The organism is Burkholderia sp. ABCPW 11, from assembly GCF_001523445.1.
Taxonomy (GTDB): Bacteria; Pseudomonadota; Gammaproteobacteria; order Burkholderiales; family Burkholderiaceae; genus Burkholderia.
This window is the reverse complement of sequence record NZ_LOVM01000004.1, coordinates 173,646-192,187: the sequence shown is the minus strand read 5'-3', so window position 1 is coordinate 192,187 and position 18,542 is coordinate 173,646. Positions and strand designations below refer to the sequence as shown.

At 65.4% G+C, this 18,542-nt stretch carries 17 protein-coding genes and 1 tRNA gene; 3 read left to right on the top strand and 15 right to left on the bottom strand.

The features are described from left to right. Window positions 1-3 precede the first annotated feature (3 nt). The 15 genes from nuoH to WS61_RS03420 all read right to left on the bottom strand — a co-directional run bounded on the left by nuoH (window position 4) and on the right by WS61_RS03420 (window position 15,187). Window positions 4-1,071, bottom strand: a complete 1,068-nt coding sequence (nuoH, locus tag WS61_RS03490) for an NADH-quinone oxidoreductase subunit NuoH (RefSeq protein ID WP_059499246.1) — start codon at window positions 1,069-1,071, stop codon at window positions 4-6. Further along, window positions 1,072-3,402, bottom strand: coding sequence for an NADH-quinone oxidoreductase subunit NuoG (gene nuoG, locus WS61_RS03485; RefSeq protein WP_059499245.1), 2,331 nt, complete (start codon window positions 3,400-3,402; stop codon window positions 1,072-1,074). A gap of 82 nt (window positions 3,403-3,484) precedes the next feature. Then, window positions 3,485-4,795 (bottom strand): NADH-quinone oxidoreductase subunit NuoF, encoded by a 1,311-nt coding sequence (nuoF, locus tag WS61_RS03480; protein ID WP_006478267.1) that lies wholly within the window; start codon window positions 4,793-4,795, stop codon window positions 3,485-3,487. Beyond that, window positions 4,792-5,277, bottom strand: coding sequence for an NADH-quinone oxidoreductase subunit NuoE (gene nuoE, locus WS61_RS03475; protein ID WP_059499244.1), 486 nt, complete (start codon window positions 5,275-5,277; stop codon window positions 4,792-4,794). Before nuoE ends, nuoF begins: the two co-directional genes overlap by 4 nt. A 184-nt stretch (window positions 5,278-5,461) precedes the next feature. After that, window positions 5,462-6,715 carry an NADH-quinone oxidoreductase subunit D gene (locus WS61_RS03470; RefSeq protein ID WP_059499243.1) on the bottom strand — a complete coding sequence of 418 codons (1,254 nt, stop codon included), beginning with the start codon at window positions 6,713-6,715 and terminating at the stop codon, window positions 5,462-5,464. Window positions 6,716-6,724: 9 nt separating this feature from the next. Continuing rightward, window positions 6,725-7,327, bottom strand: coding sequence for an NADH-quinone oxidoreductase subunit C (locus WS61_RS03465; protein ID WP_034207966.1), 603 nt, complete (start codon window positions 7,325-7,327; stop codon window positions 6,725-6,727). 21 nt (window positions 7,328-7,348) lie between these two features. Further along, window positions 7,349-7,828 carry an NADH-quinone oxidoreductase subunit B family protein gene (locus WS61_RS03460; RefSeq protein ID WP_006398799.1) on the bottom strand — a complete coding sequence of 160 codons (480 nt, stop codon included), beginning with the start codon at window positions 7,826-7,828 and terminating at the stop codon, window positions 7,349-7,351. 62 nt (window positions 7,829-7,890) lie between these two features. Then, window positions 7,891-8,250, bottom strand: coding sequence for an NADH-quinone oxidoreductase subunit A (locus WS61_RS03455; protein ID WP_006398798.1), 360 nt, complete (start codon window positions 8,248-8,250; stop codon window positions 7,891-7,893). Between the two features lie 153 nt (window positions 8,251-8,403). Then, window positions 8,404-8,488: transfer RNA gene (locus WS61_RS03450), tRNA-Leu, on the bottom strand. A 110-nt stretch (window positions 8,489-8,598) separates the two neighbouring features. Then, complete coding sequence (secG, locus tag WS61_RS03445) at window positions 8,599-8,976, bottom strand: preprotein translocase subunit SecG (protein ID WP_059499242.1); 378 nt, start codon at window positions 8,974-8,976, stop codon at window positions 8,599-8,601. Between the two features lie 72 nt (window positions 8,977-9,048). Then, window positions 9,049-9,804, bottom strand: a complete 756-nt coding sequence (gene tpiA / locus WS61_RS03440) for a triose-phosphate isomerase (protein ID WP_059499241.1) — start codon at window positions 9,802-9,804, stop codon at window positions 9,049-9,051. A gap of 140 nt (window positions 9,805-9,944) precedes the next feature. Continuing rightward, on the bottom strand, window positions 9,945-10,964 hold the full coding sequence (locus WS61_RS03435) for an NAD(P)H-quinone oxidoreductase (protein ID WP_059499240.1): 1,020 nt from the start codon (window positions 10,962-10,964) through the stop codon (window positions 9,945-9,947). Between the two features lie 148 nt (window positions 10,965-11,112). Continuing rightward, on the bottom strand, window positions 11,113-13,260 hold the full coding sequence (pnp, locus tag WS61_RS03430) for a polyribonucleotide nucleotidyltransferase (protein WP_059499239.1): 2,148 nt from the start codon (window positions 13,258-13,260) through the stop codon (window positions 11,113-11,115). 290 nt (window positions 13,261-13,550) lie between these two features. Continuing rightward, a complete protein-coding gene (rpsO, locus tag WS61_RS03425) occupies window positions 13,551-13,820 on the bottom strand; it encodes a 30S ribosomal protein S15 (RefSeq protein ID WP_006398792.1) in 270 nt (89 codons plus the stop codon). Between the two features lie 107 nt (window positions 13,821-13,927). Next, complete coding sequence (locus tag WS61_RS03420) at window positions 13,928-15,187, bottom strand: branched-chain amino acid ABC transporter substrate-binding protein (RefSeq protein WP_059499238.1); 1,260 nt, start codon at window positions 15,185-15,187, stop codon at window positions 13,928-13,930. A gap of 168 nt (window positions 15,188-15,355) precedes the next feature. Between WS61_RS03420 and WS61_RS03415 the strand changes: the two genes are divergently transcribed. The 3 genes from WS61_RS03415 to WS61_RS03405 all read left to right on the top strand — a co-directional run bounded on the left by WS61_RS03415 (window position 15,356) and on the right by WS61_RS03405 (window position 18,479). Continuing rightward, window positions 15,356-15,868, top strand: coding sequence for a hypothetical protein (locus tag WS61_RS03415; RefSeq protein ID WP_027784990.1), 513 nt, complete (start codon window positions 15,356-15,358; stop codon window positions 15,866-15,868). 380 nt (window positions 15,869-16,248) lie between these two features. After that, window positions 16,249-16,887 (top strand): carbonic anhydrase, encoded by a 639-nt coding sequence (locus WS61_RS03410; RefSeq protein ID WP_059499237.1) that lies wholly within the window; start codon window positions 16,249-16,251, stop codon window positions 16,885-16,887. 41 nt (window positions 16,888-16,928) lie between these two features. Further along, window positions 16,929-18,479: a SulP family inorganic anion transporter gene (locus tag WS61_RS03405; protein ID WP_059499236.1), complete on the top strand. Its 1,551-nt coding sequence runs from the start codon at window positions 16,929-16,931 to the stop codon at window positions 18,477-18,479. Window positions 18,480-18,542 lie beyond the last annotated feature (63 nt).

Sequence of the window (18,542 nt, the reverse complement as noted above, 5' to 3'; positions counted from 1 at the left end):
TCTTTACTTCACCCAGATGTTCAGCGGCGACATCATCCAGAAGCCGACCACGACCACCCAGACCACCGTGACGGGCAGGAACACCTTCCAGCCCAGACGCATGATCTGGTCGTAACGGAAGCGCGGGAACGTCGCGCGCACCCAGATGAACACCGACAGCAGCGCAAAGACCTTCAGCACCAGCCAGAAGATGCCCGGAATGAACGACAGGAATTCGAACGGTGCGTCCCAGCCGCCGAGGAACAGCGTCGCCGCCAGCGCCGAGATCACGATCATGTTGATGTACTCGGCGAGGAAGAACAGCGCGAACGCCATGCCCGAGTAATCGATCATGTGACCCGCGACGATCTCCGACTCCCCTTCCACCACGTCGAACGGGTGACGGTTCGTTTCGGCGATACCCGAGATGAAGTAGACGACGAACGCCGGCAGGAGCGGCAGCCAGTTCCACGACAGGAAGTTCACGCCGTGGCCGGCGAAGAAGCCGTGCTGTTGCGAACCGACGATTTCCGACAGGTTCAGGCTGCCGGCGGTCATCAGCACGAGCACCAGCGCGAAGCCCATCGAGATTTCGTACGACACCATCTGTGCCGCGGCGCGCATCGCGCCGAGGAACGCGTACTTCGAGTTCGACGCCCAGCCGGCGAGAATCACCGCGTACACGCCGATCGACGAGATCGCCATCGCGTACAGCAGGCCCGCGTTCACGTTCGCGAGAACGGCTTCGGCCTGGAACGGAATCACGGCCCATACGGCGAACGCCGGCACGACGGTCATCACCGGCGCGATCAGGTACAGCCAGCGGCTGGCGGCGCTCGGCTGAATGACTTCCTTCAGCAGCAGCTTCAGCACGTCGGCGATCGGCTGCAGCAGGCCGCCGGGGCCGACGCGGTTCGGGCCGAGACGCACGTGCATCCAGCCGATCAGCTTGCGCTCCCACAGAATCAGGTACGCGACGCACAGCAGGATGACGACGGAGACGACGAGGATGCGCACGACTGCCCACACCGTCGGCCACGCGAAGCCGAGAAGCTCGGCCCCGCCCGCGTTGATCGTATCGAACAAGCTCATTTACGCCTTCTCCACCACCAGTTCACCGGACAGGCTGCCGAGCGCTGCGCCGGCAGGCGTCGCCGCCGACACGCGAACGACCGTCTCCGCAAGATTCGCGTCGCGCACGGCCGGCAACTGCACCGCACGCTCGCCCTGGCGCACGCGCACGGCGTCGCCTTCCTTCAAGCCCAGCTTGTCGAACAGCGCGGCCGGCAGGGCTGCGGCATTCGCCGCCTTCGCGGCGGCCGTCAGGTGCAGCGCACCTGCGCGGCGCACGAGCGCGTCGGCGTGATAGATCGGCACGTCGGCCAGGCGCTCGAACCCGCCGTTCGCGGCATTCGCCGCGGCACGAGCCGGCGCGACCGACGTGCGGTTCGACAGACGGCCCGCGACGCCGGCGTCGCCGAGCGCGGCGACACGCACTTCTTCCGCGGTCTCGTATTCGAAGTTCGGCAGGCCGAGCAGGCTGCCGAGCACGCGCAGCACCTTCCAGCCCGGACGCGTGTCGCCGAGCGGGCGCACGACGCCGTTGAAGCTCTGCACGGTACCTTCCGCGTTGATGAACGTACCGGCCGTTTCCGTGAACGGCGCGACCGGCAGCAGCACGTCGGCGTAGTCGAGGCCGTGCTTGAACGGCGACATCACGACGACCATCTCCGCCTGGTTCAGCGCGGCCAGTGCCTGTGCCGGATCGGCGGTATCGAATTCCGGTTCGACGTTCAGCAGCACGTAGCCCTTGCGCGGCTGCGCGAACGCTTCGCGTGCGTTCAGGCCGCCTTCGCCCGGCAGTGCGCCGACGACGTGCGCGCCGACCGTGTTCGCCGCTTCCGTCAGGAAGCCGAACGTGGCGCCGGTGTTGTCGGCGATCCACTGGGCGACGGCGTGCAGCTTCGCGAATTGCGGATGACGGACCGCGACGTTGCCGAGCAGCACCGCGCGGCGTTCGCCGTTCGCGAGCGACTGCGCGACGGCTTGCGCGGCCGGCGATGCGGCGACGCCTGCGAGCGCGTCGGGCAGCGCGACGCCGCGCAGTTGCGCGACGGCCGCGGCGATGCCGGCCAGCTCGTCGAGCCAGGCGGACGGCGCGGCGACGATGCGTTGCGCGGTCGGGATCAGCGAATCGTCACCGGTCGCGTGCAGGAAGTGCAGCTTCGCGCCGTTCTTCGCAGCCTGACGCAGGCGCGACGCGAACAGCGGGTGGTCGCGGCGCAGGAACGAACCGACGACGAACGCGGCGTCCACGTTCGACAGGTCGGCGATCGGCATGCCGAGCCACGGCGCGCCCTGGACCGGCGCCGAAAAATCCTGCTGACGCAGACGGAAGTCGACGTTCGGCGTCTTCAGTTCGTTGGCGAGCTGCTTCACGAGGAACAGCTCTTCCGCGGTGCTGTGCGCGCTCGCGAGCATCGCCAGTGCGTTCGCGCCGTGATCCGCGGCGATGCCCTTCAGGCCCTTCGCGACGTATTCGAGCGCGGTCTGCCAGTCGGTTTCGATCCACTGGCCGCCCTGCTTCAGCATCGGCTTCGTCAGACGCTCTTCGCTGTTGAGGCCTTCATACGAGAAGCGGTCCTTGTCCGAGATCCAGCATTCGTTGATGGCTTCGTTCTCGAACGGCAGCACGCGCATCACGCGGTTGTTCTTCACCTGCACGACGAGGTTCGCGCCGACGGAATCGTGCGGGCTCACCGACTTGCGGCGCGACAGTTCCCACGTACGGGCGCTGTAGCGGAACGGCTTGCTGGTCAGCGCGCCGACCGGGCACAGATCGATCATGTTGCCCGACATTTCGGAGTCGACCGTCTTGCCGACGAACGTCGTGATTTCCGAATGCTCGCCGCGGCCCAGCATGCCGAACTCCATCACGCCGGCGATTTCCTGGCCGAAGCGGACGCAGCGCGTGCAGTGGATGCAGCGCGACATTTCTTCCATCGAGATCAGCGGGCCCACGTTCTTGTGGAACACCACGCGCTTTTCTTCCGAGTAGCGCGACGACGACTTGCCGTAGCCGACCGCCAGATCCTGCAGCTGACATTCGCCGCCCTGATCGCAGATCGGGCAATCGAGCGGGTGATTGATGAGGAGAAATTCCATCACCGACTGCTGCGCCTTCACAGCCTTGTCGGACTGCGTGCGGACGATCATGCCGGCCGACACGGGGGTCGCGCAGGCAGGCACGGCCTTCGGCATCTTCTCGACTTCGACGAGGCACATCCGGCAGTTGGCCGCTACCGACAGTTTCTTGTGATAGCAGAAGTGAGGAATGTACGTATCCGCCTTGTGCGCAGCCTGGATCACCATGCTGCCTTCGGGCACCTCGACCTTCTTGCCGTCTATTTCAAGTTCAACCATGATGGTGAATGGTCCTTAACCTATTTCCGCCCGTTCGCGCCTTGGCCCGACCGTGCGCTCAAATTCCGCAACCGGGTGCGCTTCAGGCTGCCGCCGCGTGCGCGTGGCCGCCGACCATGCAGTGCTTGTGCTCGACGTGGTACGCGAATTCGTCCCAGTAGTGCTTGAGCATCCCGCGTACCGGCATCGCTGCCGCATCGCCGAGCGCACAGATCGTGCGGCCCATGATGTTCTCGGCCACCGAATTCAGCAGGTCCAGATCTTCCTGGCGTCCTTCGCCGTGCTCGATACGGTTCACGACGCGATACAGCCAGCCGGTGCCTTCACGGCACGGCGTGCACTGGCCGCACGATTCCTCGTAGTAGAAGTACGACAGGCGCAGCAGCGAGCGCACCATGCAGCGCGTCTCGTCCATCACGATCACCGCGCCGGAGCCGAGCATCGAGCCCGCCTTCGCGATCGAATCGTAGTCGAGATCCGTCTGCATCATGATGTCGCCCGGGATCACCGGCGCCGACGACCCGCCCGGAATCACGGCCTTGATCTTCTTGCCGCCGCGCATCCCGCCGGCGAGCTCCATCAGCGTCGCGAACGGCGTGCCGAGCGGCACCTCGTAGTTGCCCGGACGTTCGACGTCGCCCGACACCGAGAAAATCTTCGTGCCGCCGTTGTTCGGCTTGCCGATCTCGAGATAATTCTGCGGCCCGATGGACAGCAGGAACGGCACCGCCGCGAACGTCTCGGTGTTGTTGATCGTGGTCGGCTTGCCGTACACGCCGAAGCTCGCCGGGAACGGCGGCTTGAAGCGCGGCTGGCCCTTCTTGCCTTCGAGCGACTCGAGCAGCGCCGTCTCTTCGCCGCAGATGTACGCGCCGTAACCGTGGTGCGCGTGCAGCTGGAACGAGAATTCCGAGCCCATGATGTTGTCGCCGAGGAACCCGGCCGCGCGCGCTTCATCGAGCGCGGCTTCGAAGCGTCGATACACTTCGAAGATTTCGCCGTGGATATAGTTGTAGCCGACGGTGATGCCCATCGCGTACGCGCCGATGGCCATGCCTTCGATCAGCGCGTGCGGGTTCCAGCGCAGGATGTCGCGATCCTTGAACGTGCCCGGCTCGCCTTCGTCCGAGTTGCAGACGAGGTACTTCTGCCCCGGGAACTGGCGCGGCATGAAGCTCCACTTCAGGCCGGTCGGGAAGCCCGCACCGCCGCGGCCGCGCAGGCCCGACGCCTTCACGTCGGCGATCACCTGCTCGGGCGGGATCTTTTCTTCGAGAATGCGGCGCAGCTGCTTGTAGCCGCCGCGCGCAACGTAGTCTTCGAGATGCCAGTTCTCGCCGTTCAGACCAGCGAGGATCAGCGGTTTGATGTGACGGTCGTGGAGGGACGTCATTTCGAGAGCTCCTCAAGCAGCTGGTCGATCTTCTCGCGGCTCATGAAGCTGCACATTCTGTGATTGTTCACCAGCAGCACCGGCGCATCGCCGCACGAGCCCATGCATTCGCCTTCCTTCAGCGTGAACTTGCCGTCGGGCGTGGTCTCGCCGAAGTCGATGCCCAGCTTCTGTTTCAGGTAGTCGGCAGCCGCTTCCGCGCCGCCGTGCGGGCCGAGCTGGCACGGCAGGTTCGTGCAGAGCGTGATCTTGTGCTTGCCGACCGGCTTGAGCTCGTACATCGTGTAGAACGTCGCGACTTCCTGCACGGCAACGGCCGGCATGCCGAGATAGTCCGCGACGAACTGCATCAGTTCGGGCGACAGCCAGCCATGCTCTTCCTGAGCAACGGCCAACGCCGACATCACGGCGGACTGTTTCTGATCGGCGGGATACTTCGTCAACGCGCGATCGATTTCCTTCAGGCCTTCAGCTGAGATCATTTTCAGACACGACTCTTTCAATTCCTACCGAACGAACAACCTGCCGCACATCGGGGTGCATGGACGGCAGACCTGGCGCTCACTCTGTTGACAGCTTGCGAAGCCGCGCCGGTTCGGCGCATACCGCATGTGACTTCGCATGTGACTGACTGCTCGCCGCCCGCGCTCGCGGGCGGCGCAACCATTAGCGATCGATTTCGCCGAACACGATGTCCTGCGTACCGATGATCGTGACGGCGTCGGCGATCATGTGACCGCGCGCCATTTCGTCGAGCGACGCCAGGTGCGCGAAACCCGGCGCGCGAATCTTGAGGCGATACGGCTTGTTGGCGCCGTCGGACACGAGGTAGATGCCGAACTCACCCTTCGGATGCTCGACCGCCGCGTACGCTTCGCCTTCCGGCACATGGAAACCTTCGGTGAAGAGCTTGAAGTGGTGAATCAAGTCTTCCATGTTGGTCTTCATGCCGACGCGCGACGGTGGGGCAACCTTGTGATTGTCCGTCATCACCGGGCCCGGATTCTTGCGGAGCCACTCAATACACTGTTTCGCGATACGGACCGACTGGCGCATTTCCTCGACGCGCACCAGATAGCGGTCGTAGCAATCGCCGTTCACACCGACCGGCACGTCGAAATCGATGCGATCGTACACTTCATACGGTTGCTTCTTGCGCAGATCCCATGCGATACCCGAGCCGCGCAGCATCGGGCCGGTCAGGCCCATCTGCAACGCACGCTCCGGGCTCACGACGCCGATCCCGACCAGACGCTGTTTCCAGATCCGGTTGTCGGTCAGCAGCGTTTCGTATTCGTCGACGCACTTCGGGAAGCGCGTGAAGAAATCGTCGATGAAGTCGAGCACCGAGCCGCTGCGCGCTTCGTTCATCTTCGCGAGCGCCTTCTCGTTGCGAATCTTCGACGCCTTGTATTGCGGCATTGCGTCAGGCAGATCGCGATAGACGCCGCCCGGACGATAGTAGGCCGCGTGCATCCGGGCGCCGGACACCGCTTCGTACACGTCCATCAGGTCCTCGCGTTCGCGGAACGCGTACAGGAACACGGCCATCGCGCCGACGTCGAGCGCGTGCGCGCCGATCCACATCAGGTGGTTCAGCACGCGCGTGATTTCGTCGAACAGCACGCGGATGTACTGCGCGCGCTCCGGCACGTCGATGCCGAGCAGCTTTTCGATCGCGAGCACGTAGCCATGCTCGTTGACCATCATCGACACGTAGTCGAGACGGTCCATGTACGGCACGGACTGGATGAAGGTCTTGGATTCCGCGAGCTTTTCCGTCGCGCGGTGCAGCAGGCCGATGTGTGGATCGGCACGCTGGATGACTTCGCCGTCGAGCTCGAGCACGAGGCGCAGCACGCCGTGCGCTGCCGGGTGCTGCGGGCCGAAGTTGAGCGTGTAGTTCTTGATTTCTGCCATGACGCCCCCTTAATGTTTCAGACCGCCATAGCGATCCTCGCGGATCACGCGCGGCGTGATTTCGCGCGGCTCGATCGTCACCGGCTGGTACACAACGCGCTTCTCTTCCGGGTCGTAACGCATTTCGACGTAGCCCGACACCGGGAAGTCCTTGCGGAACGGGTGACCGATGAAGCCGTAGTCGGTGAGGATGCGGCGCAGGTCGGGGTGGCCTTCGAACACGATGCCGTACAGGTCGAACGCTTCTCGCTCGTACCAGTTCGCCGAGGTCCAGATGTCGACCAGCGACGCCACGATCGGCAGATCGTCGTCCGGCGCGAATACGCGCAGGCGCAGGCGCCAGTTGTTCGTGACCGACAGCAGGTGCGACACGGCCGCGAAGCGCGGGCCGTCGTAGGCGCCATCGCCGAAGGTCTGGTAGTCGACGCCGCAGAGGTCGATCAGTTGCTCGAAACGGAGCTTCGGATCGTCGCGCAGCGTCTTTGCGACTTCGAGGTAATCGCTCGCCTTCACGACGAGCGTCAGTTCACCGATCGCTTCGGTGAGGCTCACCACGCGCGCGCCGAGCGCGGCTTCGAGGTTGGCCTTGAGGGTCTCGATTTTGCTTGCCATATTGAGGGGACGCTCGGGGCTTTATTGACGGGCGATGGTATTGGTGCGGCGGATCTTCGCCTGAAGCTGGATCACGCCGTAGACCAGCGCCTCGGCCGTGGGCGGACAGCCCGGCACGTAGACGTCGACCGGCACGATCCGGTCGCAGCCGCGGACCACCGAGTACGAGTAGTGGTAGTAACCACCGCCGTTCGCACACGACCCCATCGAGATCACCCAGCGCGGCTCGGCCATCTGGTCGTACACGCGGCGCAGCGCGGGCGCCATCTTGTTGCACAGCGTGCCGGCGACGATCATCACGTCCGACTGACGCGGACTCGGACGGAACACGACGCCGAACCGGTCCAGATCGTAACGGGCCGCGCCCGCATGCATCATCTCGACGGCGCAACACGCGAGCCCGAACGTCATCGGCCACAGCGAGCCGGTACGCGTCCAGTTGATCAGCTTGTCAGCCGTCGTGGTGACAAACCCTTCCTTCAAGACCCCTTCGATACTCATTTGCTTTCCACTCCAGACGAGCGACCGAGCGTGGCCGCCCATGCAAACCGGCGATTAACCCATCACTCCCAGTCGAGGCCGCCTTTCTTCCAGATATAGGCAAAGCCCAGCAGGAATTCGAGCAGAAAAATCATCATTGCGATGAAACCCGGCCAGCCGATGTCCCGGAGCGCGACGCCCCACGGAAACAGGAATGCGGTTTCGAGATCGAAGATGATGAACAGGATGGCGACGAGGTAATACCGTACGTCGAATTTCATCCGGGCGTCTTCAAAGGCTTCGAAGCCGCACTCGTACGGTGCGTTCTTCTCGACGTCCGGCTTGTTGGGACCAAGGAGCTTGCCGATGCTGACCAGCGCTATACCTAAACCAGTGCCCACGAGGAGGAACAACAAGACGGGGTAATAGGCTGCGAGGTTCAAGGCAATCCTCTATCGGTTGGTTCTGAGCGTCCGGAGAATACCACTTCCGGCGGAAGGAATCATTTCGGAGTGCAGGCGATCGCAAGACAACCGCAAGCACACCCCAGAAATGAAAAATGCCAGCCACTAGAAGCGGCTGGCATTGAGTAACTTTGGTGCCGACGGCGAGACTCGAACTCGCACAGCTTTCGCCACTACCCCCTCAAGATAGCGTGTCTACCAATTTCACCACGTCGGCACTGCATGCAACTCGGGTTGTGCTGCTTGTTCCCGCGAATCGCTTCAAGAATTAAATTCTAACCCGAGTTCCGGATTTGTTCAACGCACAACCGCAAAAAAATTAACTTTTTATTTCGGGACATCCTGGCCCGGCGCGCTTGCGGCCGAACCGGCGGCGGCAGACGCCGCGACGGCCGGCGTCGATGCTGCCGGAGCCGATGCCGGCGCGGTCACCGCCGTGCCGAGCACGCCCGCCGACGGCGTCGACTTGTACGAACCGAGGTACGTCAGCGCGAGCGTTGCGACGAAGAAAATCGCCGCGAGAATGGCCGTCGTGCGCGACAGGAAGTTCGCCGAGCCCGTCGCACCGAACAGGCTGCCCGACGCGCCGCTGCCGAATGCGGCGCCCATGTCGGCGCCCTTGCCGTGCTGCAGCAGCACGAGCCCAATCACACCGAGTGCAGACAGCACCTGTACCACAATAATCAGCGTCTTGAATAACAGCATCACACCCACCCGATTGGATCAAGCGACCGGACCGACCGGCCGCCGTCATGGTTCAATTCGATCTCGGACCGCTCAACGCGCAGCCCGGCAGATCGCCAGAAAATCTTCCGCCTTCAGCGACGCGCCGCCGATCAGGCCGCCGTCGATGTCCGGCTGCGCGAACAGCTCTTCCGCGTTGTCCGGCTTCACGCTGCCGCCGTACAGCACGGACACGCCCTCCGCACCCTTTGCCGCGAGACGCGCACGCAGGAACGCGTGCACGTCCTGTGCCTGCGCCGACGTCGCGCTCTTGCCCGTGCCGATCGCCCAGACCGGCTCGTACGCGACGACGATGCGGGCTGCTTCGTCAGCCGTCAGCACGGCCAGCACCGCGTCGAGCTGCGCACCGACGACCTGCTCGGTCGCACCCGACTCGCGCTCGTCGAGCGTCTCGCCGACACACACGACGGGCGTGAGGCCGGCCGCGAGCGCGCGTTGCGTCTTCGCCGCGACCGTCTCGCTGCTTTCGCCGTGATACGCGCGACGCTCCGAATGGCCGACGATCGCATATTGCGCGCCGAACTCCGCCACCATCGCAGCCGCCACCTCGCCGGTGAACGCGCCTTGCTCGTGCGCGGACACGTCCTGCGCACCGAACGCGACACGGCCGCCGCCGAGCTGCGCCTGAACCTGCGCGAGATACGGGAACGGCACGCACACGCCGATCGACGTTTCAGCCGCCACCGCGCCCGCACCCTGCACCACTTCGCTCAGCAGCGCCTGGTTGCCGGCCAGCCGGCCATGCATCTTCCAGTTGCCGATCACTCGCTTTGTTCGTTGTTTCGACATCGTGTCTGTCTCGTCACTATCTTGTCATTAACGTGCCGGAACCCGGCCGTCAGGTTGGATCTGGCGAAGCAAACCCGCGATTTTACTGCGCGCGGCTTGAACCGGTCAAACCGCGTATGTCAAGCCCGCCGCGCGGGCCGTCATGCGTTCGCGCCCCAATCAAGCACGATCTTGCCGATGTGCTCGCCGCTCTCCATCAGCGCATGCGCCTGCGCAGCCTCGCCGGCCGGTAGCACACGATAGATCACGGGCTTGATGCGACCGTCGGCCAGCAGCGGCCACACGCGCGCCTTCAGCTGCGCGGCGATGCGCGCCTTGAACTCGACCGGGCGCGGGCGCAACGTCGAGCCCGTCACCGTCAACCGGCGCCGCAGGATCTCGTTCAGGTTGACCTCGGCCTTCGCGCCGCCGAGCAGCGCGATCAGCACGAGACGGCCGCCGTCCGCGAGCGCGGACAGCTCGCGCGGCACGTACGAGCCCGCCACCATGTCGAGGATCACGTCGACGCCGCGATCGTGCGTCAGCGACTTCACGACTTCGACGAAGTCTTCCGTCTTGTAGTCGATCGCGCGCTCGGCGCCGAGCGCCTCGCACGCACGGCACTTGTCGGCTGTGCCTGCCGTCGCGAACACGCGAAAGCCGAGCGCATGCGCGATCTGGATCGCCGTGACGCCGATGCCGCTCGAGCCGCCCTGCACGAGCAGCGTCTCCTGTTCGCCGCCCTCGCCCGCGCCGAGCTGCGCACGGTCGAACACGTTGCTCCACACGGTGAAGAAGGTTTCGGGCAACGATGCGGCCTCGATATCGGTGAGGCCGTCGGGCACCGGCAGGCACTGCGGCAGCGGCGCGACCGCGTATTCGGCATAGCCGCCGCCCGCGAGCAGCGCGCACACGCGATCGCCGAGCTTCAGGCCGAACGGATTCAGCGCCGCATCGGACAAATCGCCGCCGACGATCTCGCCCGCGACCTCGAGGCCCGGCAGATCCGACGCACCCGGCGGCGGCGCATAGGCGCCCTTGCGCTGGAACACGTCGGGCCGGTTCACGCCGGAAGCCGCCACCTTGATCAACACCTCGCCGCGCTTCGGTTCGGGCCGCGGACGCTCCGCGAGCTTCAGCACGTCGGGGGCGCCGAATTCGGTGATTTCGATGGCTTTCATGGTGAGAGTCGCTCCAGGATCGGAATCGGATGGCACGCCCATGCGCACGGCGCGGGCGCCTGGCCGGCGCTGCTGCGCCGCACAACGATGCTACAGAAAAAACGGCCGGCACGCTTTCGCACTGCCGGCCGTTGGTCCGCCTGTCCGCTTACTGCTGCGGCGGCGTATCCGACTGCGCTGCCGCCGCTGCTTCATTCAGCAGCGCCTTGGCCGACAGACGCACGCGACCCTTCTCGTCCGTCTGGATCACCTTGACCTTCACCTGCTGGCCTTCCTTCAGGTAGTCGTTGATGTCCTTCACGCGCTCGTTGACGATTTCCGAGATGTGCAGCAGGCCGTCCTTGCCCGGCAGCAGGTTCACGATCGCGCCGAAATCAAGCAGCTTGAGCACCGTGCCTTCGTACACCTGGCCGACTTCGATTTCAGCCGTGATTTGCTCGATGCGCTTCTTCGCTTCGGCCATGCCGTCGCTGCTCGTGCTCGCGATCGTCACGACGCCGTCGTCCGAGATGTCGATGGTCGTGCCCGTTTCTTCCGTCAGCGCGCGGATTACCGAACCGCCCTTGCCGATCACGTCGCGAATCTTTTCCGGGTTGATCTTGATCGTGATCATGCGCGGCGCGAATTCCGACAGTTGCGTGTTCGCACCCGACACCGCCGAGGTCATCTTGCCGAGGATGTGCATGCGGCCTTCCTTCGCCTGCGCGAGCGCGACCTGCATGATTTCCTTCGTGATGCCCTGGATCTTGATGTCCATCTGCAGCGCCGTCACGCCCTGCTCCGTGCCGGCCACCTTGAAGTCCATGTCGCCGAGGTGATCTTCGTCGCCGAGGATGTCGGTCAGCACCGCGAACTTGTTGCCTTCGAGGATCAGGCCCATCGCGATACCCGCGACGTGCGCCTTCATCGGCACGCCGGCGTCCATCAGCGCGAGGCAGCCGCCGCACACCGACGCCATCGACGACGAACCGTTCGACTCGGTGATTTCCGACACGACGCGGATCGAGTAGCCGAATTCGTCGGCGCTCGGCAGGCACTTGACCAGCGCGCGCTTCGCGAGGCGGCCGTGGCCGATTTCGCGGCGCTTCGGCGAGCCGACGCGGCCCGTTTCGCCGGTCGCGAACGGGGGCATGTTGTAGTGAAGCATGAAGCGCTCGCGGTATTCGCCTTCGAGCGCGTCGATGATCTGCTCGTCACCCTTGGTGCCGAGCGTCGCGACGACCAGCGCCTGCGTCTCGCCGCGCGTGAACAGCGCCGAGCCATGGGTACGCGGCAGCACGCCGGTGCGGATCTCGATCGGGCGCACGGTGCGCGTGTCGCGGCCGTCGATGCGCGGCTCGCCGTTCAGGATCTGCGAGCGGACGATCTTCGCTTCGATGTCGAACAGCACGTTGCCGACCGTGGCCTTGTCGGCCGCGACCGTACCGGCCGCCAGCGCCTCTTCCTCGAGCTTCGCCGACGTCGCCGCGTAGACTTCCTTCAGCTTCGCCGAACGCGCCTGCTTGTCGCGGAGCTGGTAAGCGGCGAGCAGATCGTTCTGCGCCAGCTCGGTCACGCGTGCGATCAGCGCCTCGTTCTTCGGCGCCGGCTGCCAGTCCCACTCGGGCTTGCCGCCGTCGCGGACCAGGTCGTGGATCGCGTCGATCGCGACCTGCATCTGCTCGTGGCCGAACACCACGGCGCCCAGCATCACGTCTTCCGACAGTTGATCGGCTTCCGATTCGACCATCAGCACGGCGCGCTCCGTACCCGCGACGACGAGGTCGAGGCGCGATGCCTTGAGCTGCTCACGCGTCGGGTTCAGCACGTACGCGTTGTCGATGTACGCCACGCGCGCGGCGCCGACCGGGCCGTTGAACGGCAGGCCCGACACGGCGAGCGCAGCCGATGCGCCGATCAGCGCGGGGATGTCCGCCGGGATTTCCGGGTTCACGGACAGCACGTGGATCACGACCTGGACTTCGTTGTAGAAGCCTTCCGGGAACAGCGGGCGCAGCGGACGGTCGATCAGGCGCGACGTCAGCGTCTCGTGTTCCGACGGACGGCCTTCGCGGCGGAAGAAGCCGCCCGGGATCTTGCCGGCCGAGTAGGTCTTCTCGAGATAGTCGACGGTCAACGGGAAGAAATCCTGGCCCGGCTTCGCCGACTTCGCGCCGACGACGGTTGCCAGCACGACGGTGTCTTCGACGTCGACGATCACGGCACCGCTCGCCTGGCGGGCGACTTCACCGGTTTCGAGGCGCACCTTGTGCTGGCCCCATTGGAATTCCTTCACGACCTTGTTGAACATGGACATGGTTGCTCCTTTGTATTCATGCATTTCGTTCGCCGCGCCGGCGATCCCGCGCGGCGGCGTCCCGACCGAATCACCCGGAGCAAGGTGTGTTTTTTATGCCATTCCAGCGCGGCGCTCATGCAGCGACGCGCTGGAATGACACAAATCCCGCCCCGGTATCGGTCGTGGCGGCGGCCCCGCACGAACGTGCCGGACAGCCTGCGATGCGTGTGACGCTACGCACCGCGCAAAAACAAAATGCCTGTATCAGCGGACTGACACAGGCATCTTGCTGGCGGCAATCGCCTCGATTACTTACGCAGACCCAGCTTCTCGATCAGTGCGCGGTAACGGTCGGCATCCTTGCCCTTGAGGTAGTCGAGCAGCTTGCGGCGGCGGCTCACCATGCGCAGCAGGCCGCGGCGGCTGTGGTGATCCTTCGCATGGGTCTTGAAGTGACCCGTCAGTTCGACGATACGTGCGGTCAGCAGTGCGACCTGGACTTCGGGCGACCCCGTGTCGTTGGTACCGCGGGCGAACTGAGCAACGACTTCCGACTTCTTGATATCTGCAACAGACATGTGATTTCCTTTCTAACTGAACAGGCGGACACGGAAGAATGGCCGTGCCGTGATTTACAACCGGCGCGCATTGTAGCACAACTCGGTGCCGTTCTTACCGTCTCCTGTCACGGGCGCGTCATCGAGCACGTCGACGGCATCTCCGTACGCAGCGCCGGCACCGCGAGCACCGTCCGGAAGCCGTAGCCCGACCCTTCGTTGTCGAAGCGCACGCCCGGCGTACCGGCCTTATCCATTTCCATCACGTAAAGGGGTTGGATCAGTTGGTGATCCTGCGCGCGCATCCGCGACGCGTGAAAGCCGTCGTCGAACGATAGGCCCTCGAGCGCACGCGCAACTGCGACCGGGTCGGCCGAACCCGCGCGGGTCATCGCGGCGGCCAGCATTTCGATCATCTGGCTCATCCGCCGCACCGGATAGTCGTCCTGCGCGGCCGGGAAACGGGCCCGGAACGCACGGTAGAACGCGTCGGAGCTGACGCCGCCCGCGTTCGGGTGCCAGTCCGCAACGGCCACGACATGGCCTACGCCCGCGTCGCCCAAGGCCGCCGGCGCGCCGAGGCTGTTGCCGTAGAACGTATAGAACTTCGCATCGAGCCCCTGTTCGCGCGCCGCCTTCACGAGCAACGTGAGGTCGTTGCCCCAGTTGCCGGTCACGACGGCGTCCGCGCCGCTCGCGCGGATCTTCGCGATATACGGCGAGAAATCCTTGATCCGGCCGATCGGGTGAAATTCGTCGCCGGCGATCGTCACGTCCGGGCGTCGCGCGGCCAGCGCCTGCCGCGCGAGGGCGCTGACGTCGTGGCCGAAGCTGTAGTCCTGGTTCAACAGATAGACCTTGCGCAGCGCGCGATCGCGCGCCATCACGTCCGCGAGCGCGGCCATCCGCATGCCGGCATGCGCGTCGAAGCGGAAATGCCAGAAACTGCAGCGCGCGCCCGTCAGCGCCGGATCGTCGGCCGAATAGTTCAGGAACAGCATCCGGCGGTCCGGATCGCGCGCGTTCAGCTTGTCGAGCGCCGCAACGAGCGCGGCCGCGACGGCCGAGCTGTTGCCCTGCGCGACGAAGCCGATACGGCGGTCGGCGGCCGCGCGCAATTGCACGAGCGCCTCCTCCGGGCTGCCCTTGCTGTCGAGCACCACGAGTTCGAGCCGGTGCGCGCCGTCGCGCAGCTTCACGCCGCCCGCCGCATTGACCTGCTCGACGCCGAAGCGCAGGTTGCGCTCGACCGCGGCGCCCGCGTTCGCGAACGGGCCCGACATCCCTTCGATCAGCGCGATCCGCACCGGCTCGCCACCGGCAAATGCGGACGACATCAGCATCCACCCCGCGCTCCACGCGAGCGCGCATCGCTTCCACCCCTGCATCGGCCACCTGCCCTTCAATCTGCCCGAGAAGCGCGGATCATAGGCTCCCGCACCCGCCGCCCGCAAGCGCGGCGGTGCGCGATCCGCACCGATTTTTTTCCGCGCGATGCGCGATCGCGCGCCGTCCGTGATAAAACGGGGCTTGTTTCCGTGTTCTGGAGAAATCCGATGCGCATTCGCATTCCTGCGCGCCTGCCGGTGCTGGCCGCCTGCGCCGCCGCGCTGCTGGCCGGTTGCGCGCAACCGTGGCAGCAATACCAGGCCGGCCAGGACGAATCGGCGATCGTCGCGCGCATGGGGCCGCCGCGCGAGATCTACGACCTGCCCGGCGGCGGCAAGCGCCTGATGTGGCCGACTCAGCCGATGGGCGAGATCACGGTCGCGGCCGACGTCGATGCAGCCCACCGGATCGTCAACGTGCGCCAGGTGCTGCAGCCGAGCGAGTTCTATCGCGCGGAAATCGGCAAGTGGACGAAGACCGACGTCCTCGTCAATTTCGGACGCCCGGTCGAGACCTCCTACTTCCCGCTGATGAAGCGCGAGGTCTGGACGTACCGGTATCTGGAGGACAACGTCTGGTACATGATGTACAGCTTCTACTTCGATCCGCAGGGCATCCTGCGCACCACGCAGAAAACGCCGGACCCGCTGCACGACCCCGATCGCCGCAACCTGTTCTGACCGATTGCACATTTACGCGCAATTATCGCAATGGCCATTCACGAATTATTGCTGAATGGCCATTTCATTTTTTCCGTCGCCTTATTGATTTAACGAATAAGACGGAAAACTTTCCCGATCGATGACATTGCGATGGCAATACGCTGAACGCCCCGTCATGCGGGCCGTGGCGCGTAAACAGGCATGGGCAGTGCATGTCATGCGTCGGGCTGGTGCATGCAATGCACTACGCCCAATCAATTTGAAACAATTTGTTTCAACTCACCCGGACTGCTAGGGCATACCCCTAATATCACCGAAACCAAACCTTTCAATTTAGAAAGAATGCCATTGCGCCATTTCATTCGGTATTTATTTGCCTTTATCGGAAAGGAGTCCTCATGAATCGCCCCAAGAGCATGCTGGTTGCCAACATTGCCTGGGCCCGCGAGACGCGCGAACACACGCCCGGCTTCTTCGACGCGCTCGCGCGCGGCCAGAACCCGCGCGTGCTGTGGATCGGCTGCGCCGACAGCCGCGTGCCGGCCGAAACCATCACGCACTGCGCACCCGGCGAGCTGTTCGTCCATCGCAACATCGCGAACCTGTTCCACCCCGACGACGACAATTCCGCCAGCGTGCTCGAGTACGCGGTGCGAGTGCTGAAGGTCGATCACGTGATCGTATGCGGCCATTACGGGTGCGGCGGGGTCCGCGCGTCGCTGCTGCCGCCGCCCGCCGACCTGCCGCACGTCGCGCGCCGCATCGCGCCGCTCTGCGCGCTCGCGCGGCGTCATCGCGACGCGCTCGACGGGCTCGACGACCTGGCCGCCGCCGACCGCCTCGCCGAGCTAAACGTGCTCGAACAGGTGCGGCTGCTGCGCGCGTCGCCGATCGTACGCGGCCGCGAACGGCCGCCGCTCGTGCACGGCTGGATCTTTTCGCTCGCCGACGGGCGCCTGAAGGAGCTCGATTCCGGCTACACGGCGCCGCCGGCCGAAGCCGAAGCCGAGCCTGCCGCGGCCGCCGCGCTCGGCTGATCCGCGCCCCGCCCTCCATGCCAACGAAACCACTCCCAACCATGAAACTGAACGAGCGCCTATCCACCCTGCCGCGCGACATCGTCGCCGGCATCGTCGTTTTCCTCGTCGCGCTGCCGCTCTGTCTGGGCATCGCCAACGCCTCAGGCGTCGAGCCGTTCGCCGGGCTCGTGTCGGGCATCGTCGGCGGCATCGTCGTCGCGCTGCTGAGCGGCTCGTCGCTGTCCGTCAGCGGGCCGGCCGCCGGCCTCGTCGTGATCGTCGTCGAAGGGATCGCGCAACTCGGCAGCTTCTCCGCGTTCCTGCTCGCGGTGCTGCTGTCCGGCGTGCTCCAGTTCGGCTTCGGCATGCTGCGCGCGGGCCGCTTCGCCGCCTATGTGCCGTCGCCCGTCATCAAGGGCATGCTCGCCGCGATCGGCCTGCTGCTGATCGTGAAGCAGATTCCGTTCGCATTCGGCATTGGCGGCCAGGCCGCGCAATCGTTTGCGAACTGGCCGGGCCTGCCCGTCGCATGGGCCGCCACGGCCATCGCGCTCGTTTCGCTCGCGCTGCTCGTGGCGTGGGACACCCCCGCGCTGCGCCGCTTCGCGCTGGTGCGCTCGGTGCCCGCGCCGCTCGCGGTGGTCGTGCTCGGCATCGGCGCGACGCTCGTGCTGGGCGTCGTCGCGCCCGCGGTCGCGCCGGGCGCCGCCCATCGCGTCACACTGCCCGAACTCGGATCGTTCGCCGCCTTCGCCGCATCGCTCAAGCACGCGGAGCTCGGCCAGAACTTCGCGCAGCTCGTCAATCCGGACGTATGGCGCGTCGCGATCACGCTTGCGGTCGTCGCCAGCCTCGAGACGCTGCTGAGCCTCGAGGCGGTCGAGCAGCTCGACCCCAAGCGCCGGCCGGTGCAGCCCGATCGCGAACTGAAGGCCCAGGGCGTCGGCAACCTCGTCGCGGGTGCGGTCGGCGGCCTGCCGATCACGTCGGTGATCGTGCGCAGCTCGGTGAACGTCAACGCGGGCGCGCAAAGCCGGATGTCGGCGATCATCCACGGAGTGCTGCTGCTCGCCAGCGTGTTCGCACTCACCGGGCTGATCAACCTGATCCCGCTCGCGAGCCTGGCCGCGATCCTGATCCATACGGGTTTCAAGCTGGCGAAGCCGGCGCTGTTCCGCTCGGTGATGAAACAGGGGCCGGCCGCGTTCGTGCCGTTCGCCGCGACGATCGCCGGCGTGCTGACGGTCGACCTGCTGTTCGGTATCGCGCTCGGTCTCGCGTGCAGCGTGCTGGCCGTCGCCGTCGCGAACCTGAAGAGCCCCGTCACGCTCGCGCAGCACGACGACCACTTCCTGCTGTCGTTCCGCAAGGACGTGTCGTTTCTCGGCAAGGTGCAAGTCAAGCACCACCTGCGGCACATTCCGGACCGGGCGGCGGTGATCATCGACGCGACGCGCGCCGATTACATCGATCACGACGTGCTCGAACTGCTGGATGCGTTCGTCGCCGATGCGCCGCGGCGCGGGATCGCGGTCGAGTTCCGCCGGCGCCATCCCGCGCCACGCGCGGCTGCGCGCCGCTGGCTGTTCCGTGCGCCGGCCGCCGAATGAGCGGCCGATAAAAAAACGCCCCGGCGGCACAGGGCCGCACGGGGCGTTTCGGGGGCGCGTCAC